Below are 22,776 nucleotides of genomic sequence, written 5' to 3' on the forward strand. Positions count from 1 at the left end.
CCCGGAAAACCATCTGCCCGCTTCTCACCGCGGGGGCGAGAAGCGGGCAGTTCACACCAGGGAGGTACGGACGACGTCGGCGAGGTCGCTGGCCACGGCGTGGGCCTGGTCCTCGGACTCGGCTTCGACCATGACGCGGACCATCGGCTCGGTCCCGCTCGGACGGATCAGGACCCGCCCGGACCGCCCCAGCACCCCTTCGGCGTGGGCGACCGCCGCGGCGAGTTCGGGTGAGGTGGCCGCCCGGCTCTTGTCGACGCCGCGTACGTTGATCAACACCTGCGGGAGGCGGGTCATGACCGACGCGAGCTCGGCGAGCGGCCGCTTCTGCCGTACCACCTCCGCGAGCAGGTGCAGCGAGGTGAGCAGGCCGTCGCCGGTGGTGGCGTGGTCGAGCATGATGAGGTGGCCGGACTGCTCCCCGCCGAGCGAGAAGCCGTTGTGCTTCATGGCCTCCAGCACGTACCGGTCGCCGACCGCCGTCTCCACGACCTCGACCCCGGCCGTCCGCATGGCAATCTTGAAGCCGAGGTTGGACATGACCGTGGCGACCACGGTGTCCTTGGCCAGGCGGCCGCTCTCCTTCATCGCGACCGCGAGGATCGCCAGGATCTGATCGCCGTCCACGACCTCACCGGTGGCGTCCACCGCCAGGCAGCGGTCCGCGTCCCCGTCGTAGGCGACACCCACGTCGGCGCCGCTCGCCAGCACCGCGTCCCGGAGCCGGTCCAGGTGCGTCGAGCCACAGCCCTCGTTGATGTTGAGGCCGTCGGGGGAGGCGCCGATCGTCTCCACGATGGCCCCCGCGCGCAGCAGCGCCTCGGGAGCGACCGTGTGAGCGGCCCCGTTCGCGCAGTCGGCGACCACCCGCAGGCCGTCCAGCCCGCCGGGCATCGTGGTGAGCAGGTGGGAGACGTACCGGTTGGCCTCGCCGTAGGCGTCCCGCACCCGGCCGACCGAGGCCCCGACGGGACGGTCCCAGGACTCGCCCAGCCGGCGCTCGATCTCGTCCTCGACCGCGTCGGGCAGTTTGAGCCCGCCCCGGGCGAAGAACTTGATCCCGTTGTCCGGTGCGGGGTTGTGCGACGCGGAGAGCATCACGCCGACATCGGCGTGGAGCGCCTCGGTGAGGTAGGCGACCGCGGGCGTCGGCAGCACACCGAGCCGGAGTACGTCGACCCCGGAGGAGGCGAGCCCGGCGACGACCGCCGCCTCCAGAAACTCCCCCGAGGCGCGGGGGTCACGACCGACAACGGCCACAGGCCGCCCATGCCCTCCGGTGACCCCGAGGGCGTGGGCGGCTGCGACGGAGAGGTCCAGAGCCAGTTCGGCGGTGAGGTCGCGCCCGGCGACCCCACGGACCCCGTCGGTACCGAACAGGCGGCCCACTAGCGCTTGCTGTACTGCGGAGCCTTACGGGCCTTCTTAAGGCCGTACTTCTTACGCTCTTTGGCGCGGGCGTCCCGGGTCAGGAACCCGGCCTTCTTCAGCGGGGGCCGGTTGGTCTCGGTGTCCAGCGCGGTGAGCGCACGGGCGAGGCCCATCCGCAGCGCACCGGCCTGGCCGGTCACGCCGCCGCCGTCGATCCGGGCGATCACGTCGAACTGACCCTCGGCGCCGAGCGTGACGAACGGCTCGTTCACCACCTGCTGGTGCACCTTGTTCGGGAAGTAGACGTCCAGCGAACGGCCGTTGATCCTCCACTGGCCGGTGCCGGGGACGATGCGCACCCGGGCGATCGCCTCCTTGCGCCGTCCGGTCCCGTAGGAGGAACCGACGACGATCGACTTCAGGGTGGGCGTCTCCTCCACGGGGGCGGACTCGCTGGTGTACTCAGACGGGAACTCCCCTTCGGGGAACTCCTCCAGCTCCAGGTCGCCCTCTAGGGGTGTCTCGACGCCGGTGGGCTCAGCCACGGTTCTCCTCTTTGCTTCCTGGCGGCGTCAGCCGCTGGCTAACACTGCGATTGCGACAGCGGCCGCGTTATTGGGCGATCTGGCTGATCTCAAACGGCACCGGCTTCTGGGCCTGGTGCGGGTGGTCTGAGCCTGCGTAGACCTTCAGCTTCCTGGCCATCTTCCGGCCGAGGGAGTTCTTGGGGAGCATGCCCTTGATGGCCTTCTCGACCGCGCGGTCGGGGCGCTTGGCGAGCAGCTCGCTGTAGGGCACGGAGCGCAGACCACCGGGGTAACCCGAGTGGCGGTACGCCCGCTTCTGCTCAAGCTTGTTGCCGGTCAGCACAACCTTGTCGGCGTTGACGATGATGACGAAGTCACCGGTGTCGACGTGGGGTGCGAAGATCGGCTTGTGCTTACCGCGCAGCAGCGTGGCAGCTTGACTGGCCAGCCGGCCGAGCACGACATCCGCGGCGTCGATGACGTGCCACTGACGCTCGATGTCGCCGGGCTTTGGGGTAAACGTGCGCACGGTAGTTGGCCTTCTTTGCTCGCGTCTTCGGGCTGACGGAATGTGACAGCTCTTTTTCGATCGGCGTCGTGGTCGGTCCGGGACACACGTCACCTCGGACCTTCCGTCTCCGTTGATCGGAGAAGACGCCGGACGCGCGCCGCGCATCGGTCGCTAAGGACCAACCCGCACACAACGAACTAGCAGGATACCGGCACTCGCAGACATGGGTCAAAACGAGTGGTCGCCTGATGGCTTCCGAGACCGGTCTCCCCGGTCAGTGTACCGGTGGGAGACCGTCCTGGGGCTCATCCGAGCCCCGCCGCAAGCTAACAACACAGAGAAATTCGGCGACTTCATTGCCTATATATCACGGCACATCTCTATATTTAAGTCCGCTATGTGGCAGACGAAGCGCTTCCGGAAAACCGGGCATAGATCACACCGCCTGGTCCACTTCGTCGTGGTCATATCCCTGGGAGCCGTTCTCGCGGTCTGCTACGGGCTCTACCAGCAGGCCCAGGCTCCCCGGCAGACAGCGACCCTGCAGTTTCACAAGGCGGGGCCCAAACCGTCGACCGCACCACCCAAGCGAGAGCTTTCCCCGCTCACCAGAGTGGTACGGCCCCGTACGGCCGAGGCGCCCGCCACCGGTCCCGACCGAACACCCGCCGACCAACCCGAAGACCCCCGGGTCGTCCTCGACGGCCGCTCCCTCGCGGACGGCGGCCAAGGCGGCGATCCCTCATCCCCGTTCGTCGACCCGGCGGGCGACCCCGCCGCGGAGGAACTCGCCTCCCTGGAGGCGAGGGTGGTCCGTCTCTCCAACAACGCCCGGGTCCGCGCGGGCTGCCGCCCCCTGCGAGTGAACCAGCGACTCGCGTACTCCGCCCGCCTGCACTCGGCGGACATGGCGGAGAAGGGGTACTTCTCGCACACCTCCCCCGAGGGGCTCACGCCGTGGCAGCGGATGGAGCGCGCGGGCTACCGCAACGGGGGCGCGGAGAACATCGGCCGCGGATACCAGACCGCGGACGAGGCGGTACGCAGTTGGATGGCGAGCGCCGTACACCGGAAGAACATCCTCAACTGCCGGCTGCGCGCCATCGGGGTGGGAGTCCACCTCGGACCGGGCGGACCCTGGTGGACCCAGGACTTCGGCTACAGCTAAAGGAGGCGAGCTTTTCCGGCTGGGGGAACGACTAGTCTCATCCCATGGGTTATCCGGGCGAGGAGGGCGCACGCGGCCGATCGCACCGCCATCAGGAAGACTGGCGTGCCCCCTCCCGGCGCAGACGCCGCAGCAAGCTACCAATGATCATCGCGGGGGTGGCGTCCGTCGCCCTCGCCATCGCGGCGGGCGTGCTCGTCGCGCTCAGCGGCGACGAGCAGGCCCCGGCCGCCGCGACCGCCCCGACCACCTCGCCCACCCCGACCAAGAGCCCCCTGGCGGCCGGGGCGGGCGTCACGGGCGAGTACGGCTTCGCCCAGTCGCGGCTGACCGACCCCCTCCCGCTCGCCCTCGACGAGGTCTTCCGGAACAAGAAGATCACCAAGGGCGGGCGGACCTACCTCATGACCGTCCGGCGTCTGGACAAGTCCTGCGCCGGCGTGATGCAGGGGACGCGCCTCCTCAAAGCGATCAAGGGTGCCGGCTGCACCCAGGTCCTCCGGGCGAGCTTCCAGGACTCCACCGGCAAGATCATCGGCACACTCGGCGTCGCCAACCTCAAGGACCTCAAGGCCACCCTCCGGGTTCAGAAGACCCAAGGAGGCACCGACTACCTCAAACCGCTGCCCGGAAAGAAAGCCACGAGCGTGCTCGGCTCCGGCGAGGCCTATGCCGGAATCTGGAAGCACGGGCATTACGCGGTCTTCGTCTGGTTCGGCTACCAGGACGGCCACCGGCCGACCGCCGCCGAACGCAAGAAGCTCAACCAGGCCGCCGCCGACATCGCGGAAGGCACCGTCTTCCCGGCGCTGGACTCCCGTTCCCTCACCGGAGCGCGCTCCCGCTGAACCCCACCGGATTCGGAAATCCGGATAGTCGCGTGACGATTCACGTCAGCCGATACGCTTGGCGTCTATGCGTGCCCAGGAGCCGGGGTCCGGACACGACAATCAGGGTGGGGAGGGACCGGCCACTCCGCCACCGAGCTTTGGTCATCCCCCTTATCCCGGGCCCCCGACAGAGTCCGTTGCATCCGAACCGTCGCACCGGGCCGGTGAGCCCGCCGGGCCGCCGAGGCCCGGTCACGAGCCGTCCCCGGCAGGCCCGCCCGCCGGCTCCCCCGCCCCGTCGGACTGGACCCCGCCGGAGGGTCACGGCGACGTCTACGACTGGTTCGAATCCCTGCCGCCGGACGAGGAGCCGCCGCGCTCCAACCGTCCCCGGCCCGGTGAGCTCGGCACGCCGGTCTGGCCGCCGCGGGCCGACGGCGAACCCGAGCAGGGCCCGCCCACCGACCCGGCGTTGCAGCCGTACGTGCACCAGCCGTCACCCGCGCCCGCCCTCCCGCCGGAGCCGCCACCCGTCCCGGCCCCGATGGAGCCGACCGCGCACAGCCCGATCATCGCGGGGCCGCCCGCCGCACCGGACCCCGGTCCGCCGCCCCCGGACGCCCCGGCGCCCGCACCGCACCCGCCCGTCTCCGGATCCGGCCGGCCCCAGAGTCCCGGCCCCACCGGGCCGGAGCCGGTCATCCCCGGCCCGCCCCAATCCGGGCCCGTGGCCGAGCACTTCACCATGCCCCCGCCCCCCTCCGGCACGGAGCCCGGTGCCCCCGGCCTGCCGAACGCCGACGCCTCCCACCAGGTTCCGGGCCCGCAGACCCCGCCCGACCCGGTGGAGCCGACGCCGCCGGCCCCGGAGCCGGCGGCACCGATCGCCTTCACGAGCCCGGTGCCGCCCACGCCCACCGAGCCCCGGCCCCAGCAGCCCGGGCCGCCCCCCACCCAGCCGTTCGACGCGTTCAGCCGCACGACCGCGGTGCCCGCGCTCCCGGAGCCCCCGTCGGGCGAGACGCGGCGGGCCGCGAGCTCCCGGAAGAAGCTCGTGGTGTGGGCCGGAACCGCAGGGGTCGTGATGATCGCCGCGGCCTCGGTCATCTTCGCCGTCCGGGCGACCCAGGAGAACACCCCGCCCCGGGCGCAGCCGAGGCCCACCCTGGACGCCGTCCCGCCGCTGCCGACCACCGAGCCGCCGAGCCCCGCCCCGGTCGAGCCCTCCCCCATCCCCACCGACCGGGTCGACTCCGAACGAACCGATGCGAAGTCCCTGGCGCTCACCGAGGTCTTCCCCGAGAAGCAGATCACCATCGCGGGCCGCGCGTTCACCCGGGTCCAGACCCAGGTCGACGAAGACTGCGGCAAAGCCGCGATGGGGCCCTTCGCCAAGGCCCTCACCCAGCAGAAGTGCCGCAGGGTCGTCCGGGCCACCTACGTCGACAAGCGACAGCGCTACGCGGTGACCACCGGCATCGCCGTCCTGCCCACCAAGGAAGCCGCGATCCGCGCGGACCGGGCGAAGAACCTCAAGAGCAACCTCTGGTTCCGGGGACTGCCGAACCCCGACGACCCCGCCGCCACCCGGGTGAACATCGCCGGAGGCTACGCGGCCGGCATGGTCTGGGGGCGCTACATCGTCTTCGCCTACGCGACCTACAGCGACGGCCACACGCCCTCGCCCACCGAACAGGACCTCGGCCCGGTGAGCAGCGCGTTCCGCGACTACACCGCGACCCCCATCGAGAAACGCATCACCGGCTGACACGCCGGGCGGCCTCCCCGGGGCCGCCCGCAGGCCGTACCGGATCCGGGGGTCGCCGGGTCGTCAGGCGCCGGGTTCCCGGGGCGGACGCCGGCCGACGGTGAGCGTGCGGATCCCCCGGGTCTCCTCGGCGCGCCGGGCCAGCTCCGCTTCGCCCGGGTAGCGGACCTCCTCCAGGGTCAGCCCGTGCGCGGGGGCGACGTTGACGGCGGAGTCCCGGACGCAGGCGGCGAGGACCTCGGCGGGCCACCCCGCCGGCCTTCTGCCGTCGCCCACCGCCAGCATCGCACCGGTCAGCGCCCGGACCATGGAACGGCAGAACGCGTCGGCCACCACCGTCATCCCGGCGATCCCCGGCGACTCCCAGGACCAGCGCAGATGCTGGAGCTCCCGGATCGTGGTGGCGCCCTCCTTGGGCTTGCAGTAGGCCGCGAAATCGTGTTCCCCGAGCAGCCGTCCGGCCGCCGCGTTCATCAGGTCCAGGTCGAGGGGGCGGGGGTGCCAGAGCACCTCGTGCCGGCGGAGCGGATCCACCCCGCCCGGCCGGTCGCAGACCCGGTAGCAGTACCGCCGGGACAGGGCCGAGAACCGGGCGTCGAAGCCCTCCGGGGCGAGCCCGACCCTGTGCACGCGGACATCGGAGGGGAGGACCCCGGCGAGCCGCCGTACCAATCCCTCCACGGGAGCCTCGGCCGGCACGTCGACGTGGGCCACCTGCCCGCGGGCGTGTACGCCGGCGTCGGTTCGGCCGGCGACGGTCAGCTGGGGCGCCTCAAGGCGCAGGATCCGGCCGAGCGCCGCTTCGACGACGCCTTGAACCGTCCGGCGGTCCGGTTGCCGCGCCCACCCGGAGAAGTCGGTGCCGTCGTAGGCGAGATCCAGGCGCAGCCGTACCGACGGGGTGTCCTCCACGCCGTTCACTCCCTCCCGGTGCCGGAGCACCGGCGTAAACACGGAGAGCCCGGTGCCCCAGGCTGGGACACCGAGCTCCTGGTGAAGCCGGAAAATCAGGCCTTGTCGCCAGTCTCGGGCTTGCCGTCTTCGGTGGCCTCGGTGGTGACCGCCTCCGTGGTCTCCTCGACCTCGGCCGTGGTCTCCTTGGCCTCCTCCGCGGCCTCCTCGTCGTGGGAGTGTGCTGCGGTCTCCTCGGCGGCGGCCGCGTTCGCAGCCTCGATCGCCTCGGCGCGTGCGGTCCGGCGGGCGGCCCGGCGCGAGGAGGTGGACGCCGCGACGGCGCCGGTGACGAGTTCGATCACGGCCATCGGCGCGTTGTCGCCCTTACGGTTACCGATCTTGGTGATCCGGGTGTAACCGCCGGGACGCTCGGCGAACTGCGGGCCGATCTCGGTGAAGAGCCGGTGCACGATGCTCTTGTCCCGGACGACGGTCAAGACCTGGCGACGGTTGTGCATGTCGCCCTTCTTGGCCTTGGTGATCAGACGCTCGGCGAACGGGCGGAGCCGGCGAGCCTTCGCGTGGGTGGTGGTGATCCGGCCGTGCTCGAACAGCGAGGTCGCGAGGTTCGACAGGATGTGCCGCTCGTGGGAGGGGCTACCACCCAGGCGGGCGCCCTTGGCGGGCTGAGGCATGGTGTTCTCCTTATGAGATCAACCGCTCCGGCCGTGCCAGGCACCGGAGTCGGGCGGGAGGACGGCCGGGACCCGCGGCCCCGGCCTTTCCCTGGGTGTGACGACGATCTAGTACTGCTCGGTCTCGGCGTACCGGCTGTCGTCGTCGTCCGAGTAGTTGTCCGCCACCGCGGTCGGGTCGAACCCGGGCGGGGAGTCCTTGAGCGACAGCGACATCTCGTGCAGCTTCTGCTTGACCTCCTCGATGGACTTCGCACCGAAGTTACGAATGTCCAGAAGGTCCTGCTCGCTCCGTGCGACGAGCTCACCCACGGTGTGGATGCCCTCGCGCTTGAGGCAGTTGTAGGAACGGACCGTGAGGGTCAGCTCCTCGATCGGCAGCGCCAGGTCGGCGGCGAGCGCCGCGTCCGTCGGCGACGGGCCGATGTCGATGCCCTCGGCCTCGACGTTGAGCTCGCGCGCCAGGCCGAACAGCTCGACCAGGGTCTTACCGGCGGAGGCGACCGCGTCCCGCGGCTTCATGCACGGCTTGGCCACCACGTCCAGGATGAGCCGGTCGAAGTCGGTGCGCTGCTCGACACGGGTCGCCTCGACCTTGAAGGTGACCTTGAGCACCGGGGAGTAGATCGAGTCGATCGGAATCCGGCCGATGTCCTGCCCGGGCTGCTTGTTCTGCGCTGCGGAGACGTAGCCGCGGCCGCGCTCGACGGTCAGCTCCATCTCCAGCTTCGCCTTGCCGTTCAGCGTGGCGATGTGCAGCTCGGGGTTGTGCACCTCGACCCCGGCCGGGGGCGAGATGTCGGCCGCGGTGACCTCGCCCGGTCCCTGCTTCCGGAGGTACATGACCACGGGCTCGTCGTGCTCGGACGAGACCACCAGGGCCTTCAGGTTCAGGATGATGTCGGTGACATCCTCCTTGACCCCCGGCACCGTCGAGAACTCGTGCAGCACACCCTCGATGCGGATGCTGGTGACCGCCGCCCCCGGGATGGACGAGAGCAGGGTACGGCGGAGCGCGTTGCCGATCGTGTAACCGAAGCCGGGCTCCAGGGGTTCGATGACGAACTTGGAGCGGTTCTCCTCCAGCTGCTCTTCAAGCAGCGTGGGACGCTGGGCGATAAGCATGTGGGTTCTCCCCTGATTCCGTGACGCCCGCTATATGACGCCACGACCGAACTATGCGTTTTGCAATGTCGTCGGCGGGGCCGCCGACAACGCGTTCGGGGTTGTACGGCGAAATCGCCGTACAACCCCGCGGAGCCGCTACTTGGAGTAGAGCTCAACGATCAGCTGCTCCTGGACCTGCGTGTCGATCTGCTGCCGGACCGGGAGCTGGTGGATGAGAATGCGCATCTTGTCCGGGACGACGCCGAGCCACGCCGGGACCTGCTTGTCACCGAACTGCGCCCGGGCCACCTCGTACGGCAGCAGGTTGCGCGACTTCTCGCGGATCTCCACGATGTCGTGCTCCCGCACCCGGTACGAGGGGATGTCGACCTTCTTGCCGTTCACCAGGACGTGGCCGTGGCGCACCTGCTGGCGAGCCGCGTCACGCGACTGGGCGAAGCCGGCCCGGTAGACGACGTTGTCGAGACGGCTCTCCAGGATCTGGAGGAGGTTCTCACCCGTCTTCCCGGCCTTCTTGTTGGCTTCCTCGTAGTAGTTGCGGAACTGCTTCTCGAGGACGCCGTACACCCGGCGGGTCTTCTGCTTCTCGCGAAGCTGAAGCAGGTACTCGGTGTCCTTCGGGCGGCCGCGACCGTGCTCACCCGGCGGGTAGGGCCGGATCTCGATGGCGCACTTGGCGGACTCGCACTTGCTGCCCTTGAGGAACAGCTTCATCTTCTCGCGGCGGCAAAGCTTGCAGTCCGCACCCGTATAACGAGCCATTGTTCTGTTACCCCTCAGACCCTGCGCCGCTTCGGCGGACGGCAGCCGTTGTGCGGAACAGGCGTGACGTCCTGGATGGACCCGACCTCAAGGCCGGTCGCCTGCAGCGACCGGATCGCGGTCTCCCGGCCGGAACCGGGGCCCTTGACGAAGACGTCGACCTTGCGCATGCCGTGCTCCATGGCACGGCGCGCGGCGTTCTCCGCGGCCATCTGAGCGGCGAACGGGGTGGACTTGCGGGAGCCCTTGAACCCCACGTGGCCGGCGCTGGCCCACGCGATCACGTTGCCGACGGGGTCGGTGATCGAAACGATTGTGTTGTTGAACGTGCTCTTGATGTGAGCGTGCCCGTGGGCGACGTTCTTTTTCTCCTTGCGACGCACCTTCTTCGGCGCGCCCTGGCGGCTCTTCGGAGGCATTGCCTAGTAACTCCTGGAGGTCATCGGTCCTGCTGCGTGTGCGGACTACTTCTTGCCCGGCTTCTTCTTACCGGCGACGGTCTTCTTCTTGCCCTTACGGGTACGTGCGTTGGTCTGCGTGCGCTGACCGTGCACGGGAAGTCCACGACGGTGCCGGATTCCCTGGTAGCAGCCGATCTCGATCTTGCGGCGAATATCGGCCTGGACCTCACGGCGGAGGTCACCCTCGATCTTGTAGTTCGCCTCGATCCAGTCACGGAGCGGCACGAGCTGCTCATCGGTGAGCTCGTGCACGCGCAGGTCCCCGCTGATGCCGGTGGCCCTCAGGGTCTCGAGCGCGCGGGTACGGCCAATGCCGTACACGTAGGTGAGAGCGATCTCAAGTCGCTTGTCCCGGGGCAGATCTACGCCGACGAGGCGTGCCATCTGCATACTCCTTCGTTTTTCGGAGGTCCTACGCGCCGCGCCCCTCCACTTCGGCTCCGCCTTGCGGCGTCGCCTGCCCGGGTGAGGGCCCCGGCCTCCGACCGGGGGTCTCTCGCACGGTTCGGGAGCGGAGTCCGCCGCCGCCTGTGCGAGTGCGATGCGTGTTTACTCTGGGCTGCTCAGCCCTGGCGCTGCTTGTGGCGGAGGTTATCGCAGATCACCATCACGCGACCGTGACGGCGAATAACCTTGCACTTGTCGCAGATCTTCTTGACGCTCGGCTTGACCTTCATAGTCCTTGTCATTCCCCAGACGTCCCATGACCCCGGTGACGGGGTAAGGGCCGCTACTTGTATCGGTAGACGATCCGCCCGCGGCTCAAGTCGTACGGGCTCAGTTCGACGACCACCCTGTCGTCGGGGAGAATCCGGATATAGTGCATCCGCATTCTTCCGCTGATGTGGGCCAGGACCTTGTGCCCGTTGTCCAGCTGCACCCGGAACATGGCGTTCGGGAGCGACTCAACCACAGTGCCTTCGATCTCGATGGCGCCGTCTTTTTTGGGCATGTCCTCCGCGCTTCACTGATCGGTCATCTGAGGCAGTTGTTAGCGGGTCGCTAACCTGATCGGCTCACTACGCAGCCGCGACCACACAGAAGCCACGTCAAAGAGAGGCACGCATGGTCATAGTGGACCGACAACGGAGTGTACGACACGCGGCACCATAAAGCGAAACGGGCCATCGCCACAGCGACGGGACCGCATGTCCTCCTGCGCCTAGCATACTCCACGACGCCTCGGTACGCGGCCCCCTCGCCAAGCCGACATGACGGGTCATTCCCTGCGAACGCCGCACCCGCCCAACCGGTGCTTCCGCCGAAAGCCTCGAATCAGACGGGTACGGCTGCTCGAAGGCCGATCGCGCCGTGCTCGTCCACACGAGCCCGACCGACGTAGTCCATCATTTCCGCCAAGAGGCCGAATGAGGTATCTAGGCCGGTCGTACCCGTTCCGACGCTGATAACGTTCGGACCCCGGCAAGAACTCGCCCAAGCTCGTCCCAGCCAACGGCCAAGGACCCGGCCCCCGAACCGCCTACTTCTTCCCGTCTTGCCGGAAGAACGTGCTCACCAGCATCACCGCACCCCACGGGAGCATGACCCACAGCGGCCACGGATAGGGAAAGTCGGAGCTCGTCACTCCGACGACGAACCAGATGGCCCAGTTGATGGCACTCGCCATGGCCCAGATGCTCCAGGACACACGCAGGCTGTTGCCGTCGTCGGCCTCCTTCACCGCCGGCGCCGGGGCCGGTTCCGGTTTGACCAGCACGTGCAGGTCCACATCGGGGAGATCCGAGGTGAGCTTCGCCAGCTCGCCCAAGGTCTTCGACCGGTAGAGCTCCTCGACCCGCTCGTTGAACTCGTCTACGTCGATACGCCCTTGGGCGTAGTGCTCCCTCAGCGACGTCGCGACCCGCTCACGATCACTGTCGGACGCCCGCATCTCCGGGGATGGCGCCATCCTGTCCCGCTCCCGTCTTCACGTCACGCGTGCGGAGTGCCGTCAGCCGCGCCTCGCCACCGTCGAGCGCGGTGAGCACCCAAGGTCCATTATGTGTCACGGCGACGCTGTGTTCGAAGTGCGCGGAGGCCTTTCCGTCGGTCGTCACCACGGTCCACTCGTCGGCGAGCACCCGGGTCCGCGGGCTGCCCAGGTTGAGCATCGGCTCGACCGCGAAGCACATCCCCACCTCGACGCGCGGGCCCTTCCCTGGCTTGCCGTAGTTCGCGATCCACGGGTCCATGTGCATCTCGGTGCCGATGCCGTGGCCGCCGTACTCCGGAGGAATGCCGTAGGAGCCCTTACCGCGGACGTAGGACTCGATCGCGTGCCCGATGTCGGACAGTCGCGCTCCGGGCCGCAGAGCGGCTATTCCGCGCCACAGAGCCTCCTCGGTGACCTCCAGCAGCTTGGTCAGCTCCGGCTTCACCTCGCCCACCGCGACGGTGACGGCCGCGTCGCCGTGCCAGCCGTCCAGGATCGCCCCGCAGTCGACGGAGATGACGTCGCCCTCCACCAGCTTGCGCTTGGCGGTGGGGATGCCGTGGACGACCTCGTGGTTCACCGAGGCGCAGATCGTGGCGGGGAAGCCCTGGTAGCCCTTGAACGAGGGGATGGCGCCCTCCGCCCGGATCGCCTTCTCCGCGATCGCGTCCAGATCCAGCGGGGTCAGCCCCGGCTCGACCGCCTTCCGCACCAGCTCCAGCGTGCGGGCCACCACCAGACCCGCGGCACGCATCTTCTCCAGCTGCTCGGGCGTCTTGATCTGAATCGCGACCTTATCCCTCTTGAACACTGTGACCCCCTCGGAGTTGATGAACGCAGAACGCCGGTCGGGAACTCCCCAAACACAACCGCCACACCCCGGGAGAGTGTGGCGGTGTATCAACGCGTGCGGAGCACCGTGGAGTCACTAGTCCGCTAACGGCCGGAGGACGGCCATGGCGCGCTCCGTGATCTCCTCCACCGGTCCGGTCGCATCGATTCCGACAAGAATTCCCTCATCAGCATAGAACGACACCAAAGGGGAGGTATCCCGCTCGTAGACCTGCAGCCGGTGCCGGACGGTCTCCTCACGATCGTCGTCCCGCTGGAACAGCTCACCGCCGCAGGCGTCGCAGACCCCTTCCTTGGCGGGAGGGTCGAACACCAGGTGCCACACCTTCCCGCACGAGCGGCAGGTCCGGCGACCGGCCAGCCGACGGACCACCTCGTCGTTGTCGACGACCAGCTCCAGGACGATGTCCAGCTTGGTGTCCCACTCGCTGAGCATCTTCTTCAAGATCTCGGCCTGCGGGACGTTCCTGGGGAACCCGTCGAGCAGGAAACCCTCCTGCGCGTCGTCCTCCGACAACCGGTCCCGGACCATCGCGATGGTGACCTCGTCGGGGACGAGGTCACCCCGGTCCATGTACTGCTTGGCGAGTTTCCCGAGCTCGGTCCCGCCTGAGACATTCGCACGGAAGATGTCACCTGTCGATATCTTCGGGATCGACAGGTGCGAAGCGATGAACTGGGCCTGTGTCCCCTTGCCCGCTCCGGGGGGCCCGACCAGAACGAGACGCACTATCGGAGGAAACCCTCGTAGTTACGCTGCTGGAGCTGGGCTTCGATCTGTTTGACCGTGTCCAATCCGACACCGACGATAATCAGGATGCTCGTCCCTCCGAACGGGAAGTTCTGGCTCGCATCGACCAGCGTCAGGGCCACGATCGGCACCAGGGAGAGAAGACCCAGGTACAGCGAGCCCGGCGCGGTCAGCCGCGTGAGTACGTAGCTCAGGTACTCGGCGGTCGGCCGTCCCGGACGGATGCCCGGGATGAACCCACCGTACTTCTTCATGTTGTCGGCCACTTCAACGGGGTTGAAGGTAATCGACACGTAGAAGTACGTGAAGAAGACGATCAGCAGGAAGTACGTCGTCATGTAGTACGCGTTGCCGATGTTGTTCGCGAAGTAGGTCTGGATGAACCTGATCACTTCGTTGGGGTTCGTGGTGTTGCCGAACAACGTCGCCGCGAGCTGCGGGAGGTACAGCAGCGAGGAGGCGAAGATGACGGGGATGATGCCCGCCTGGTTCACCTTGAGCGGGATGTAGGTGGAGGTTCCGCCGTACATCCGCCGGCCGACCATCCGCTTGGCGTACTGGACCGGGATACGGCGCTGCGCCTGCTCCACGAAGACGACCGCGGCGATGATGGCCACACCGACCACCATGACGACGGCGAAGCCGAACGTGTTCGACCGGAAGATCCGGGCCAGCTCCTGCGGGAAGACCGCGACGACCTGCGTGAAGATCAGAATCGACATACCGTTGCCGATGCCGCGGTCGGTGATCAGTTCACCCAGCCACATGATGACCGAGGTGCCGGCCGTCATGGTCAGGACCATCACGATCAACGGGAAGATGTCCTGGCTGAGGAGGACCTCCTCCTGGCACTGCGGGAACATCTGCCCGCTCCGCGCGAGCGCGATGAATGCGGTCGACTGGAGGACCGCCAGCCCGATGGTCAGGTAACGTGTGTACTGCGTAATCTTGGCGGTGCCCGCCTGGCCTTCCTTCTTCAGGGCCTCCAGGCGTGGAATCACCACCGTAAGAAGCTGAAGAATGATGCTCGCGGTGATGTAGGGCATGATGCCCAACGCGAACACCGAGAGTTGCAACAGCGCGCCACCACTAAACAGGTTGATAAGGCCGTAAACCCCTGCGGCGTCACTGCTGAGTCCCTGGGCGAGACATTTTTGGATGTTGGAGACGTGCACGCCTGGCGTCGGCAAGAACGACCCGAGACGGAACAACGCGATGATGCCGAGTGTAAACAGCATCTTGTTACGCAGGTCCGGCGTTCGGAATGCCCGGGTGATCGCGGTAAGCACGGTCCCTCCTGCGCGCCTGTTCGGCGATATCTGTCTGAGTTGAAAGGTCAGCGAGCTCGCGAAACCAAGCGAACTCTAACGCACTGCGAGCGTAGGGGCTCGTCTCGGAGCCCCTACGCTTACGCAACACTTACAGCTCGGTGACAGCGCCCCCGGCAGCAGTGATCTTCTCTTTGGCACTCGCCGAGAAGGCGTGCGCTGTCACGTTCAACGCGACTGAGATCTCACCGGTTCCAAGAACCTTCACCAATTGGTTCTTTCGGACTGCCCCATTCGCGACCAGCGACTCAACGGTCACCTCGCCACCGGCGGGGTAAAGCTCAGCCAGCTTGTCAAGGTTGACGACCTGGTAGGTCACCTTGAACAGAGCGTTCGAAAAGCCCTTGAGCTTCGGCACCCGGCGAATGAGGGGCATCTGACCGCCCTCGAAGCCACCGGGAACCGAAGTCCGAGCCTTCGTACCCTTCGTACCACGACCCGCGGTCTTACCCTTGGACGCCTCGCCACGGCCCTTGCGGACCTTCGACTTGTGCGCGCCGGGGGCCGGCCGCAGGTGATGCAGCTTGAGTGGAGAATTTTCAGCCATGGTTACTCGACCTCTTCAACCACGACGAGGTGCGTCACCACGGAAACCATGCCCCGGATCTCCGGGCGGTCCTCCTTGACGACGACATCGCCAATTCGCTTCAGCCCAAGCGAACGCAGCGAGTCACGCTGGTTCTGCTTGCCACCGATCTTCGAGCGGACCTGTGTGATCTTCAGACGGGCCATCGTCAGCTCCCAACCTTCGCGGCAGCCGCCGCCTCGGCCAGGCCCTCAGCGCGCGCCTTGAGCATCGCCTTGGGAGCGACGTCCTCGATCGGCAGGCTGCGACGGGCGGCGATCTCCTCGGGGCGGTTGAGCCCCTTGAGCGCCGCGACGGTCGCGTGCACGATGTTGATCGGATTGTCCGAGCCGAGCGACTTGGACAGAACGTCGTGGATGCCGGCGCACTCCAGGACCGCGCGGACCGGGCCACCCGCGATGACACCGGTACCGGCGGAGGCCGGGCGGAGCAGGACCACGCCCGCCGCCTCCTCCCCCTGCACCGTGTGCGGGATCGTGCCCTGGATCCGCGGCACCTTGAAGAAGTGCTTCTTGGCCTCCTCGACGCCCTTGGCGATCGCCGCGGGCACCTCCTTGGCCTTTCCGTATCCGACGCCTACCAGGCCGTTGCCGTCACCGACGACGACCAGGGCGGTGAAGCTGAAGCGCCGGCCACCCTTGACGACCTTGGCTACTCGGTTGATCTTTACGACGCGCTCGATGTACGAGACGCCCTTCTCGGCGGCGCCACCGCGGCGATCGTCGCGACGGTCACGCCGCTCGCCGCCCTGGCCGCCGCCCCTGCGTGGTGCTGCCATCAGCGGGTTCCCATCTCAGTGTTTTTCGATCGACGGACCATCAGAACTCCAGCCCGCTCTCTCGGGCGCTGTCCGCCAGTGCGGCGAGCCGGCCCTGATAACGGTTGCCTCCGCGGTCGAACACGACCGCGGTGATGCCGGCGTCCTTCGCCCGCTGAGCGAGCAGCTCACCGACCTTCTTGGCTTTCTCGGTCTTGGTACCCTCCACACCGCGCATGTCGGCCTCGAAGGTGGAGGCGTACGCGAGCGTGTGGCCCGCGGTGTCGTCCACGATCTGCACGAACAGGTGCTTGGCGGAGCGGTTCACGACCAGGCGCGGACGCGAGAGCGTACCGACGACTTTCTTGCGGACGCGCCGATGCCGACGCGATCGCCCCAGAACCCGGGCGGCCGTGTGCTTTCCAGTCTTAGTGAAGGCCATGACTACTTCCCAGTCTTCCCCTGCTTGAGACGCACGACTTCACCCTGGTAGCGCACGCCCTTGCCCTTGTAGGAGTCGGGCTTGCGCAGCTTGCGAATCCTCGCGGCAACCTCGCCGACCAACTGCTTGTCGATCCCGTCCACGTACACCAGGGCGTTGACCTTGTCACGGCGGACGATCTCAACGCGGAAGCTGATGCCCTCCGGCGCCTCGAACGGCACCGGGTGGCTGTAGCCGAGCTTGAACTCAAGCTTCGTCGGGCCCTGGGCCTGAACGGTGTAACCGACGCCCTGAATCTCCAGGGTCTTGGTGTAGCCCTGCGACACACCGGTCACCATGTTGGCGATCAGCGTGCGAGACAGCCCGTGGAGCCCACGGACCTTGTTCTCGTCGTTGGGCCGGGTGACCGTGATGCTGCCGTCTTCCGCGCGAGTGACCTCGATCGGCTCCACGACGTTGTGCGTAAGCGTGCCCTTAGACCCCTTGACCGTGACATTCTGGCCATCGATGTTGACATCGACACCGCCCGGCACGGGGATGGGCAGCCGTCCAATTCTCGACATGCTGGATTTCCTCCCCTCGTTACCAGACGTAGGCGAGGACTTCCCCGCCCACACCACGCTTGCCGGCCTGCCTGTCGGTCATCAGGCCCGCGGACGTCGACAGGATCGCGACGCCGAGGCCACCGAGAACTCGGGGCAGATTGTCCTTCTTCGCGTAGACCCGCAGTCCGGGCTTGGAAACCCGGCGCAGGCCCGCCAGAGACCGCTCGCGAGTCGGCCCGAACTTCAGCTCCACCACGAGGTTCTTCCCGACCTTGGCGTCCTCGACGTGCCAGGCTTGGATGTAGCCCTCCTGCTGGAGGATCTCGGCGATATGCGCCTTGATCTTCGAGTACGGCATCGCGACGGTGTCGTGATACGCCGAGTTCGCGTTTCGCAGACGCGTCAGCATGTCTGCGATCGGGTCGGTCATCGTCATGGCCGGTGGCCCTCCTCACCGCGGTTTCCCCGCAAGGGACCTACGGTGTGGTCGTGGATGCTCGGATGAGCGTCCGGATTGTTAGGTTCTCTCAACGCCGGAGCCCGCGACGGCGGGCTTACCAGCTCGACTTGGTGATGCCGGGCAGTTCGCCGCGGTGCGCCATCTCACGGAAGCACACCCGGCAAAGCCCGAACTTGCGGTAGACGGCGCGCGGCCGACCGCAGCGCGAGCAACGAGTGTACGCCCGGACGCTGAACTTCGGCTTGCGCGCTGCCTTCGCGATCAGTGACTTCTTCGCCATGATCAGGTCTCCTTGATGCGATCAACAGCCGCGGGAACGGCTGCTCACGCTTCCTTGAACGGGAAGCCTAGGAGCTTCAGCAGCGCCCGGCCCTGGTCGTCGTTGTTGGCGGTGGTGACAACGGTGATGTCCATACCGCGCTGGCGATCCACCTTGTCGGGGTCCACCTCGTGGAACATGACCTGCTCGGTCAGTCCGAAGGTGTAGTTGCCCTGTCCGTCGAACTGCTTCGGCGACAGGCCCCGGAAGTCCCGGATACGAGGAAGCGCCGTCGAGAGCAGCCGGTCCAGGAACTCCCACATGCGGTCCCCGCGCAACGTCACGTGCGCACCGATGGGCATGCCCTCCCGCAGCTTGAACTGCGCGATGGACTTCTTCGCCCGGGCGACGGCCGGCTTCTGACCGGTGATGGCCGTGAGGTCACGGACGGCGCCCTCGATGAGCTTGGCGTCACGTGCCGCCTCGCCGACACCCATGTTGACCTTGATCTTGGTCAGCGTGGGCACCTGCATGATGTTCTCGATACCGAACTGCTCACGCAGCTTCGCGATGATCTCATCGCGGTAGCGCTGCTTGAGGCGCGGGATCGTGCGCTCTTCAACCGTGGCGGTCATCAGCTGTCCTCACCGCTCTTCGCGGGCTCTTTCTCGTCCTTCAACTTCTTCACGTTACTCACGTGAATGGGAGCCTCTTGCGTCACGACGCCACCCTGCTTGGCACCGCGGGGGCCCTGGTGGGTCACCTTGCTGTGCTTCTTGATGAGGTTGACGCCCTCGACGACCACGCGGTCCTCACTCGGCAGCGCCCGGATGATACGGCCCTTGGCGCCCTTGTCCTTGCCGGCGATGACCTGAACCAGGTCGCCCTTCTTCACATGCAACGTCTTCGCCATCACAGCACCTCCGGGGCGAGCGAGATGATGCGCATGAACTTCTTCTCGCGCAGCTCGCGGCCTACCGGGCCGAAGATACGCGTGCCCCGAGGGTCACCGCTGTCCTTGATCAGGACAGCGGCGTTCTCGTCGAAGCGGATGTAGGAGCCGTCGGGGCGGCGGCGCTCCTTACGGGTGCGCACCACGACGGCCTTGACGACGTCACCCTTCTTCACACCCGCAGCGGGAAGGGCGTCCTTCACCGTCGCAACGATGACGTCGCCGATCCCGGCGTAGCGCCGACCCGAGCCACCGAGCACCCGGATGCAAAGGATCTCCTTTGCACCCGTGTTGTCGGCGACTTTGAGTCGCGACTCCTGCTGAATCACGTCAAACTCCTGTGTGTCACACCGGTTCTCTTCCGAGCCTGGTGGTTGCGATCCTCAGCCGCGAGGCCGCGGCTGCCTACTTAGCCTTCTCGAGGATCTCCACGACGCGCCAGCGCTTGGTGGCCGAGAGCGGCCGGGTCTCCATCAGGAGAACGCGGTCGCCGACGCCACAGGCGTTGGCCTCGTCATGGGCCTTGTACTTCGTGGTACGGCGGATGACCTTGCCGTACAGCGGGTGCTTCACGCGGTCCTCGACGGCGACGACGACGGTCTTGTCCATCTTGTCACCGACGACCAGACCCTCTCGGGTCTTCCGGTAGTTCCTGGACGACTCTGCGCCCGTCACGTCAGCCATCGCTCGGCTCCTCCGCAATGGTCACGATGCCGAGCTCCCGCTCCCGCATCACGGTGTAGATGCGAGCGATCTCGCGGCGAACGGCGCGCAGCCGCCCGTGACTCTCCAGCTGGCCGGTAGCCGCCTGGAAGCGGAGGTTGAACAGCTCCTCCTTCGCCTCCTTCAGCTTGGCGACCAGCTCCTCTTCGGTCTGGACCCGCAGCTCACCGGCGGTCAGGACCTTCGCCATCACGCCTCACCCACTTCACGCTTAACAAAACGGCACTTCATCGGCAGCTTGTGAATCGCACGCCGCAGCGCCTCGCGGGCCACGGGCTCAGCCACACCGGAGAGCTCGAACATGACTCGACCCGGCTTAACGTTGGCGATCCACCACTCCGGCGAACCCTTACCGGAACCCATCCGGGTCTCGGCGGGCTTCTTGGTGAGCGGCCGGTCCGGGAAGATGTTGATCCACACCTTTCCGCCACGGCGGATGTGCCGGGTCATGGCGATACGTGCGGCCTCGATCTGGCGGTTGGTCACATAGGAGTGCTCAAGCGCCTGGATGCCGTACTCACCGAAGACGACCCTGGTGCCGCCCTTGGCGGCGCCGCTGCGGTCGGGCCGGTGCTGCTTGCGGTGCTTGACCCTACGCGGGATGAGCATGGGGTTCAGCTCCCTTCAGCACCCGGCTGCTCGGCCGGGCCCGACTCGGTGCCGACTGCGGTCGCAGCCGACGAAACATTCTCGGACTTGGCGGCCCCGCGGCCGCCCCTCGCGCCACCCCGGCCCGCGCCGGCGCCGCCGCGTCCACGCTGCGGGCGCTCGGTCCGGTCACGGCGCTGGCTCGCACGAGCGGCGGCACCCGCCGCCTCACGCTCGGCCCGGCTGGTGGCCGCGTCGCCCTTGTAGATCCACACCTTCACGCCGATGCGGCCGAAGGTCGTACGGGCCTCGTAGAAGCCGTAGTCGATGTCGGCACGGAGCGTGTGCAGCGGCACGCGGCCCTCGCGGTAGAACTCCGAACGCGACATCTCCGCACCGCCGAGGCGGCCCGAGCACTGCACCCGGATTCCCTTGGCACCGCTCTTCATCGCGGACTGCATCGCCTTGCGCATGGCACGGCGGAACGAGACCCGGCTCGACAGCTGCTCGGCCACGCCCTGAGCCACGAGCTGGGCGTCGACCTCAGGGTTCTTGACCTCGAGGATGTTGAGCTGAACCTGCTTCTTGGTCAGCTTCTCGAGATCACCCCGGATACGGTCGGCCTCGGCACCGCGGCGGCCGATGACGATGCCCGGCCGGGCGGTGTGGATGTCGACCTGCACACGGTCGGTCGTCCGCTCGATCTCCACCTTGGAGATGCCGGCCCGCTCCATGCCCTTCTGCAGCATGCGGCGGATGGCCACGTCCTCGGCGACGTAAGACTTGTACAGCTTGTCGGCATACCAACGGCTCTTGAAGTCCGTGGTGATGCCGAGCCGGAACCCGTGCGGGTTAACCTTCTGCCCCACTATCGGGTCCTTCCCTTGGGCTTACCTGCCTGCTCGGTCCGGGACTCGACAACGACCGTGATGTGGCTGGTCCGCTTGTTGATCCGGTACGCGCGACCAAAACCACGCGGCCGGAACCGCTTGAGTGTCGGCCCCTCGTCGACCCAGGCACCGCTCACGACGAGCGTGCCTCGGTCAAGCTTGTTGTTGTGTTCGGCGTTGGCGATGGCACTCGCCAGCACCTTGCCCACCGGGTCGCTCGCCGCCTGGGGAGCGAACTTCAGCACGGCCTGCGCCTCCGAAGCGGGCAGCCCGCGAATAAGGTCCACCACACGGCGGGCCTTCCGGGGCGTGACGCGGGCGAACCGCGCCTGGGCCCTGGCTTCCATCGCTTTCTCCTCTTTCATGGTTGGGTCTGCCTCCTCCGTGGAAGGCCTCCCCGCCAAATGCTTCGGGTTTGCTAGCGCCGGCTGCGCCGGTCTTCCTTGACGTGGCTGCGGAACGTCCGCGTCGGAGCGAACTCGCCGAGCTTGTGGCCGATCATCGACTCGGTGACGAACACCGGGACGTGCTTGCGGCCGTCGTGGACGGCGATCGTGTGACCGAGCATGTCGGGCACGATCATGGAGCGCCGCGACCACGTCTTGATGACGTTCTTCGTGCCCTTTTCGTTCTGGACGTCCACCTTCTTCTGCAGGTGGTCGTCGACGAACGGGCCCTTCTTTAGGCTACGTGGCATTTCTGCGAGCTCCTACCGCTTCTTCCTCTTGCTCCGACGTCGGATGATGAGCCGGTCGCTGGGCTTGTGTGCCTTACGGGTACGGCCCTCGGGCTTGCCCTTGGGGTTGACCGGGTGGCGACCACCGGAGGTCTTACCCTCACCACCACCGTGCGGGTGGTCGATCGGGTTCATGGCGACACCACGGACGGTCGGGCGCTTGCCCTTCCACCGGTTACGCCCCGCCTTACCGATGTTGATGTTGCCCTGCTCGGTGTTGCCGACCTGGCCGACCGACGCACGGCAGCGCACGTCGACCTGGCGCATCTCCCCGGAGGGCATGCGGAGCGTGGCGAGCTGACCTTCCTTGGCCAGCAGCTGGATCTGCGCCCCGGCGGACCGGCCCAGCTTCGCGCCACCGCCCGGACGGAGCTCCACCGCGTGGATGAAGGTACCGGTCGGAATGTTGCGGAGCGGCAGGCAGTTACCCGGCTTGATGTCCGAGCCCGGCCCGTTCTCAACGCGATCCCCCTGCTTCAACCCGACGGGGGCGATGATGTACCGCTTCTCCCCGTCGGCGTAGTGCAGCAGCGCGATACGGGAGGTCCGGTTGGGGTCGTACTCGATGTGAGCGACCTTGGCCGGGATCCCGTCCTTGTCGTGGCGCCGGAAGTCGATGATCCGGTACGCCCGCTTGTGGCCACCGCCCTGGTGCCTTGCGGTCACCCGGCCGTGGACGTTACGACCGCCCTTGCTGTGCAGGGGGGCAAGCAGCGACTTCTCCGGAGTGCTGCGCGTGATCTCGGAGAAGTCCGAGACGCTCGCGCCGCGACGACCCGGGGTCGTCGGCTTGTACTTTCGGATGCCCATCTTTTTCGTTCATCCCTTATCAGTGCTGATATTCGCGTTGGCCGGATCG

Annotated in this window: 35 protein-coding genes; 3 read left to right on the forward strand and 32 right to left on the reverse strand. The window is 67.3% G+C overall.

What is annotated here, in order from left to right; all coding sequences use genetic code 11:
• Positions 1–51: 51 nt before the first annotated feature.
• From glmM to rplM, 3 genes are all read right to left on the reverse strand, one after another.
• Positions 52–1,389 (reverse strand): phosphoglucosamine mutase, encoded by a 1,338-nt coding sequence (gene glmM / locus RUR_RS30490; protein ID WP_283138673.1) that lies wholly within the window; start codon positions 1,387–1,389, stop codon positions 52–54.
• Entirely contained in the window at positions 1,389–1,916 is a 528-nt protein-coding gene (rpsI, locus tag RUR_RS30495) for a 30S ribosomal protein S9 (protein ID WP_283138674.1), read from the reverse strand. The genes glmM and rpsI overlap by 1 nt, the downstream gene beginning before the upstream one ends.
• Positions 1,917–1,983: 67 nt before the next feature.
• Complete coding sequence (gene rplM / locus RUR_RS30500) at positions 1,984–2,427, reverse strand: 50S ribosomal protein L13 (protein ID WP_283138675.1); 444 nt, start codon at positions 2,425–2,427, stop codon at positions 1,984–1,986.
• A gap of 379 nt (positions 2,428–2,806) precedes the next feature.
• On the opposite strand from rplM, the gene RUR_RS30505 reads away from it, so the two are divergent.
• The 3 genes from RUR_RS30505 to RUR_RS30515 all read left to right on the forward strand — a co-directional run bounded on the left by RUR_RS30505 (position 2,807) and on the right by RUR_RS30515 (position 6,175).
• On the forward strand, positions 2,807–3,577 hold the full coding sequence (locus RUR_RS30505; protein WP_283138676.1) for a CAP domain-containing protein: 771 nt from the start codon (positions 2,807–2,809) through the stop codon (positions 3,575–3,577).
• Positions 3,578–3,621: 44 nt separating this feature from the next.
• Positions 3,622–4,425, forward strand: coding sequence for a hypothetical protein (locus tag RUR_RS30510; RefSeq protein WP_283138677.1), 804 nt, complete (start codon positions 3,622–3,624; stop codon positions 4,423–4,425).
• Between the two features lie 67 nt (positions 4,426–4,492).
• Positions 4,493–6,175, forward strand: coding sequence for a hypothetical protein (locus RUR_RS30515; RefSeq protein WP_283138678.1), 1,683 nt, complete (start codon positions 4,493–4,495; stop codon positions 6,173–6,175).
• A 63-nt stretch (positions 6,176–6,238) separates the two neighbouring features.
• Here the strand turns inward: RUR_RS30515 and truA are convergent, their stop codons facing one another.
• From truA to rplB, 29 genes are all read right to left on the reverse strand, one after another.
• Positions 6,239–7,087, reverse strand: a complete 849-nt coding sequence (truA, locus tag RUR_RS30520; protein WP_283138679.1) for a tRNA pseudouridine(38-40) synthase TruA — start codon at positions 7,085–7,087, stop codon at positions 6,239–6,241.
• 95 nt (positions 7,088–7,182) lie between these two features.
• Positions 7,183–7,764: a 50S ribosomal protein L17 gene (gene rplQ, locus RUR_RS30525; protein WP_283138680.1), complete on the reverse strand. Its 582-nt coding sequence runs from the start codon at positions 7,762–7,764 to the stop codon at positions 7,183–7,185.
• A gap of 108 nt (positions 7,765–7,872) precedes the next feature.
• Positions 7,873–8,889 (reverse strand): DNA-directed RNA polymerase subunit alpha, encoded by a 1,017-nt coding sequence (locus tag RUR_RS30530; RefSeq protein WP_283138681.1) that lies wholly within the window; start codon positions 8,887–8,889, stop codon positions 7,873–7,875.
• Positions 8,890–9,027: 138 nt separating this feature from the next.
• Positions 9,028–9,654 (reverse strand): 30S ribosomal protein S4, encoded by a 627-nt coding sequence (gene rpsD / locus RUR_RS30535; RefSeq protein ID WP_283138682.1) that lies wholly within the window; start codon positions 9,652–9,654, stop codon positions 9,028–9,030.
• 14 nt (positions 9,655–9,668) lie between these two features.
• Entirely contained in the window at positions 9,669–10,073 is a 405-nt protein-coding gene (rpsK, locus tag RUR_RS30540) for a 30S ribosomal protein S11 (RefSeq protein WP_283138683.1), read from the reverse strand.
• A gap of 45 nt (positions 10,074–10,118) precedes the next feature.
• Positions 10,119–10,499 carry a 30S ribosomal protein S13 gene (rpsM, locus tag RUR_RS30545; protein WP_283138684.1) on the reverse strand — a complete coding sequence of 127 codons (381 nt, stop codon included), beginning with the start codon at positions 10,497–10,499 and terminating at the stop codon, positions 10,119–10,121.
• Between the two features lie 179 nt (positions 10,500–10,678).
• A complete protein-coding gene (gene rpmJ, locus RUR_RS30550; RefSeq protein ID WP_003956441.1) occupies positions 10,679–10,792 on the reverse strand; it encodes a 50S ribosomal protein L36 in 114 nt (37 codons plus the stop codon).
• A gap of 53 nt (positions 10,793–10,845) precedes the next feature.
• Complete coding sequence (gene infA, locus RUR_RS30555; RefSeq protein WP_093171747.1) at positions 10,846–11,067, reverse strand: translation initiation factor IF-1; 222 nt, start codon at positions 11,065–11,067, stop codon at positions 10,846–10,848.
• Positions 11,068–11,595: 528 nt separating this feature from the next.
• A complete protein-coding gene (locus RUR_RS30560; protein ID WP_283138685.1) occupies positions 11,596–12,024 on the reverse strand; it encodes a DUF1707 SHOCT-like domain-containing protein in 429 nt (142 codons plus the stop codon).
• Positions 11,987–12,859, reverse strand: coding sequence for a type I methionyl aminopeptidase (gene map, locus RUR_RS30565; RefSeq protein ID WP_283138686.1), 873 nt, complete (start codon positions 12,857–12,859; stop codon positions 11,987–11,989). The genes RUR_RS30560 and map overlap by 38 nt, the downstream gene beginning before the upstream one ends.
• Positions 12,860–12,976: 117 nt before the next feature.
• A complete protein-coding gene (locus tag RUR_RS30570; RefSeq protein ID WP_283138687.1) occupies positions 12,977–13,630 on the reverse strand; it encodes an adenylate kinase in 654 nt (217 codons plus the stop codon).
• Positions 13,630–14,940 (reverse strand): preprotein translocase subunit SecY, encoded by a 1,311-nt coding sequence (secY, locus tag RUR_RS30575; protein ID WP_283138688.1) that lies wholly within the window; start codon positions 14,938–14,940, stop codon positions 13,630–13,632. The genes RUR_RS30570 and secY overlap by 1 nt, the downstream gene beginning before the upstream one ends.
• 130 nt (positions 14,941–15,070) lie before the next feature.
• A complete protein-coding gene (rplO, locus tag RUR_RS30580; protein ID WP_283138689.1) occupies positions 15,071–15,526 on the reverse strand; it encodes a 50S ribosomal protein L15 in 456 nt (151 codons plus the stop codon).
• A gap of 2 nt (positions 15,527–15,528) precedes the next feature.
• Positions 15,529–15,711, reverse strand: a complete 183-nt coding sequence (rpmD, locus tag RUR_RS30585; protein WP_283138690.1) for a 50S ribosomal protein L30 — start codon at positions 15,709–15,711, stop codon at positions 15,529–15,531.
• A 2-nt stretch (positions 15,712–15,713) separates the two neighbouring features.
• The gene (gene rpsE, locus RUR_RS30590) at positions 15,714–16,346 is read right to left on the reverse strand and encodes a 30S ribosomal protein S5 (RefSeq protein WP_283139852.1); all 633 of its coding nucleotides are present in this window, start codon (positions 16,344–16,346) and stop codon (positions 15,714–15,716) included.
• A 37-nt stretch (positions 16,347–16,383) separates the two neighbouring features.
• The gene (gene rplR / locus RUR_RS30595; protein WP_283138691.1) at positions 16,384–16,764 is read right to left on the reverse strand and encodes a 50S ribosomal protein L18; all 381 of its coding nucleotides are present in this window, start codon (positions 16,762–16,764) and stop codon (positions 16,384–16,386) included.
• A gap of 2 nt (positions 16,765–16,766) precedes the next feature.
• Positions 16,767–17,327: a 50S ribosomal protein L6 gene (gene rplF, locus RUR_RS30600; RefSeq protein ID WP_283138692.1), complete on the reverse strand. Its 561-nt coding sequence runs from the start codon at positions 17,325–17,327 to the stop codon at positions 16,767–16,769.
• A gap of 19 nt (positions 17,328–17,346) precedes the next feature.
• Positions 17,347–17,745 (reverse strand): 30S ribosomal protein S8, encoded by a 399-nt coding sequence (gene rpsH, locus RUR_RS30605; RefSeq protein ID WP_283138693.1) that lies wholly within the window; start codon positions 17,743–17,745, stop codon positions 17,347–17,349.
• 118 nt (positions 17,746–17,863) lie between these two features.
• Positions 17,864–18,049: a type Z 30S ribosomal protein S14 gene (locus tag RUR_RS30610; protein ID WP_283138694.1), complete on the reverse strand. Its 186-nt coding sequence runs from the start codon at positions 18,047–18,049 to the stop codon at positions 17,864–17,866.
• Positions 18,050–18,093: 44 nt separating this feature from the next.
• A complete protein-coding gene (gene rplE / locus RUR_RS30615) occupies positions 18,094–18,663 on the reverse strand; it encodes a 50S ribosomal protein L5 (RefSeq protein WP_283138695.1) in 570 nt (189 codons plus the stop codon).
• Entirely contained in the window at positions 18,663–18,929 is a 267-nt protein-coding gene (gene rplX / locus RUR_RS30620) for a 50S ribosomal protein L24 (RefSeq protein WP_283139853.1), read from the reverse strand. Before rplX ends, rplE begins: the two co-directional genes overlap by 1 nt.
• 11 nt (positions 18,930–18,940) lie before the next feature.
• Positions 18,941–19,309, reverse strand: coding sequence for a 50S ribosomal protein L14 (gene rplN / locus RUR_RS30625; RefSeq protein WP_283138696.1), 369 nt, complete (start codon positions 19,307–19,309; stop codon positions 18,941–18,943).
• A gap of 76 nt (positions 19,310–19,385) precedes the next feature.
• Entirely contained in the window at positions 19,386–19,664 is a 279-nt protein-coding gene (rpsQ, locus tag RUR_RS30630; RefSeq protein ID WP_283138697.1) for a 30S ribosomal protein S17, read from the reverse strand.
• Positions 19,657–19,893 (reverse strand): 50S ribosomal protein L29, encoded by a 237-nt coding sequence (gene rpmC / locus RUR_RS30635; RefSeq protein ID WP_283138698.1) that lies wholly within the window; start codon positions 19,891–19,893, stop codon positions 19,657–19,659. Before rpmC ends, rpsQ begins: the two co-directional genes overlap by 8 nt.
• Complete coding sequence (rplP, locus tag RUR_RS30640; protein WP_283138699.1) at positions 19,893–20,312, reverse strand: 50S ribosomal protein L16; 420 nt, start codon at positions 20,310–20,312, stop codon at positions 19,893–19,895. The genes rpmC and rplP overlap by 1 nt, the downstream gene beginning before the upstream one ends.
• Before the next feature lie 5 nt (positions 20,313–20,317).
• Entirely contained in the window at positions 20,318–21,160 is an 843-nt protein-coding gene (rpsC, locus tag RUR_RS30645) for a 30S ribosomal protein S3 (RefSeq protein ID WP_283138700.1), read from the reverse strand.
• The gene (rplV, locus tag RUR_RS30650) at positions 21,160–21,528 is read right to left on the reverse strand and encodes a 50S ribosomal protein L22 (RefSeq protein WP_283139854.1); all 369 of its coding nucleotides are present in this window, start codon (positions 21,526–21,528) and stop codon (positions 21,160–21,162) included. Before rplV ends, rpsC begins: the two co-directional genes overlap by 1 nt.
• A 71-nt stretch (positions 21,529–21,599) precedes the next feature.
• Positions 21,600–21,878, reverse strand: coding sequence for a 30S ribosomal protein S19 (gene rpsS / locus RUR_RS30655; protein WP_012887835.1), 279 nt, complete (start codon positions 21,876–21,878; stop codon positions 21,600–21,602).
• A gap of 12 nt (positions 21,879–21,890) precedes the next feature.
• Positions 21,891–22,727: a 50S ribosomal protein L2 gene (gene rplB, locus RUR_RS30660; protein ID WP_283138701.1), complete on the reverse strand. Its 837-nt coding sequence runs from the start codon at positions 22,725–22,727 to the stop codon at positions 21,891–21,893.
• Positions 22,728–22,776 lie beyond the last annotated feature (49 nt).

The sequence above is a fragment of the Rhizohabitans arisaemae genome (genome assembly GCF_025996515.1).
Taxonomy (GTDB): Bacteria; Actinomycetota; Actinomycetes; order Streptosporangiales; family Streptosporangiaceae; genus Rhizohabitans; species Rhizohabitans arisaemae.

Coding starts and splice junctions, on each gene's coding strand:
- RUR_RS30515 (WP_283138678.1), top strand. CDS start 4,493: ATGCGTGCCCAGGAGCCGGGGTCCGGACACGACAATCAGGGTGGGGAG.
- rpsD (WP_283138682.1), bottom strand. CDS start 9,654: ATGGCTCGTTATACGGGTGCGGACTGCAAGCTTTGCCGCCGCGAGAAG.
- rpsM (WP_283138684.1), bottom strand. CDS start 10,499: ATGGCACGCCTCGTCGGCGTAGATCTGCCCCGGGACAAGCGACTTGAG.
- rplB (WP_283138701.1), bottom strand. CDS start 22,727: ATGGGCATCCGAAAGTACAAGCCGACGACCCCGGGTCGTCGCGGCGCG.
- RUR_RS30560 (WP_283138685.1), bottom strand. CDS start 12,024: ATGGCGCCATCCCCGGAGATGCGGGCGTCCGACAGTGATCGTGAGCGG.
- rpmC (WP_283138698.1), bottom strand. CDS start 19,893: ATGGCGAAGGTCCTGACCGCCGGTGAGCTGCGGGTCCAGACCGAAGAG.
- rplQ (WP_283138680.1), bottom strand. CDS start 7,764: ATGCCTCAGCCCGCCAAGGGCGCCCGCCTGGGTGGTAGCCCCTCCCAC.
- rplP (WP_283138699.1), bottom strand. CDS start 20,312: ATGCTCATCCCGCGTAGGGTCAAGCACCGCAAGCAGCACCGGCCCGAC.
- infA (WP_093171747.1), bottom strand. CDS start 11,067: ATGCCCAAAAAAGACGGCGCCATCGAGATCGAAGGCACTGTGGTTGAG.
- rplR (WP_283138691.1), bottom strand. CDS start 16,764: ATGGCCTTCACTAAGACTGGAAAGCACACGGCCGCCCGGGTTCTGGGG.
- rpsK (WP_283138683.1), bottom strand. CDS start 10,073: ATGCCTCCGAAGAGCCGCCAGGGCGCGCCGAAGAAGGTGCGTCGCAAG.
- RUR_RS30610 (WP_283138694.1), bottom strand. CDS start 18,049: ATGGCGAAGAAGTCACTGATCGCGAAGGCAGCGCGCAAGCCGAAGTTC.
- rpsS (WP_012887835.1), bottom strand. CDS start 21,878: ATGCCACGTAGCCTAAAGAAGGGCCCGTTCGTCGACGACCACCTGCAG.
- rplE (WP_283138695.1), bottom strand. CDS start 18,663: ATGACCGCCACGGTTGAAGAGCGCACGATCCCGCGCCTCAAGCAGCGC.
- rpsQ (WP_283138697.1), bottom strand. CDS start 19,664: ATGGCTGACGTGACGGGCGCAGAGTCGTCCAGGAACTACCGGAAGACC.
- rplO (WP_283138689.1), bottom strand. CDS start 15,526: ATGGCTGAAAATTCTCCACTCAAGCTGCATCACCTGCGGCCGGCCCCC.
- rplF (WP_283138692.1), bottom strand. CDS start 17,327: ATGTCGAGAATTGGACGGCTGCCCATCCCCGTGCCGGGCGGTGTCGAT.
- rpmD (WP_283138690.1), bottom strand. CDS start 15,711: ATGGCCCGTCTGAAGATCACACAGGTCCGCTCGAAGATCGGTGGCAAG.
- RUR_RS30510 (WP_283138677.1), top strand. CDS start 3,622: ATGGGTTATCCGGGCGAGGAGGGCGCACGCGGCCGATCGCACCGCCAT.
- rplV (WP_283139854.1), bottom strand. CDS start 21,528: ATGGAAGCCAGGGCCCAGGCGCGGTTCGCCCGCGTCACGCCCCGGAAG.
- RUR_RS30505 (WP_283138676.1), top strand. CDS start 2,807: ATGTGGCAGACGAAGCGCTTCCGGAAAACCGGGCATAGATCACACCGC.
- rpsH (WP_283138693.1), bottom strand. CDS start 17,745: ATGACGATGACCGACCCGATCGCAGACATGCTGACGCGTCTGCGAAAC.
- rpmJ (WP_003956441.1), bottom strand. CDS start 10,792: ATGAAGGTCAAGCCGAGCGTCAAGAAGATCTGCGACAAGTGCAAGGTT.
- RUR_RS30530 (WP_283138681.1), bottom strand. CDS start 8,889: ATGCTTATCGCCCAGCGTCCCACGCTGCTTGAAGAGCAGCTGGAGGAG.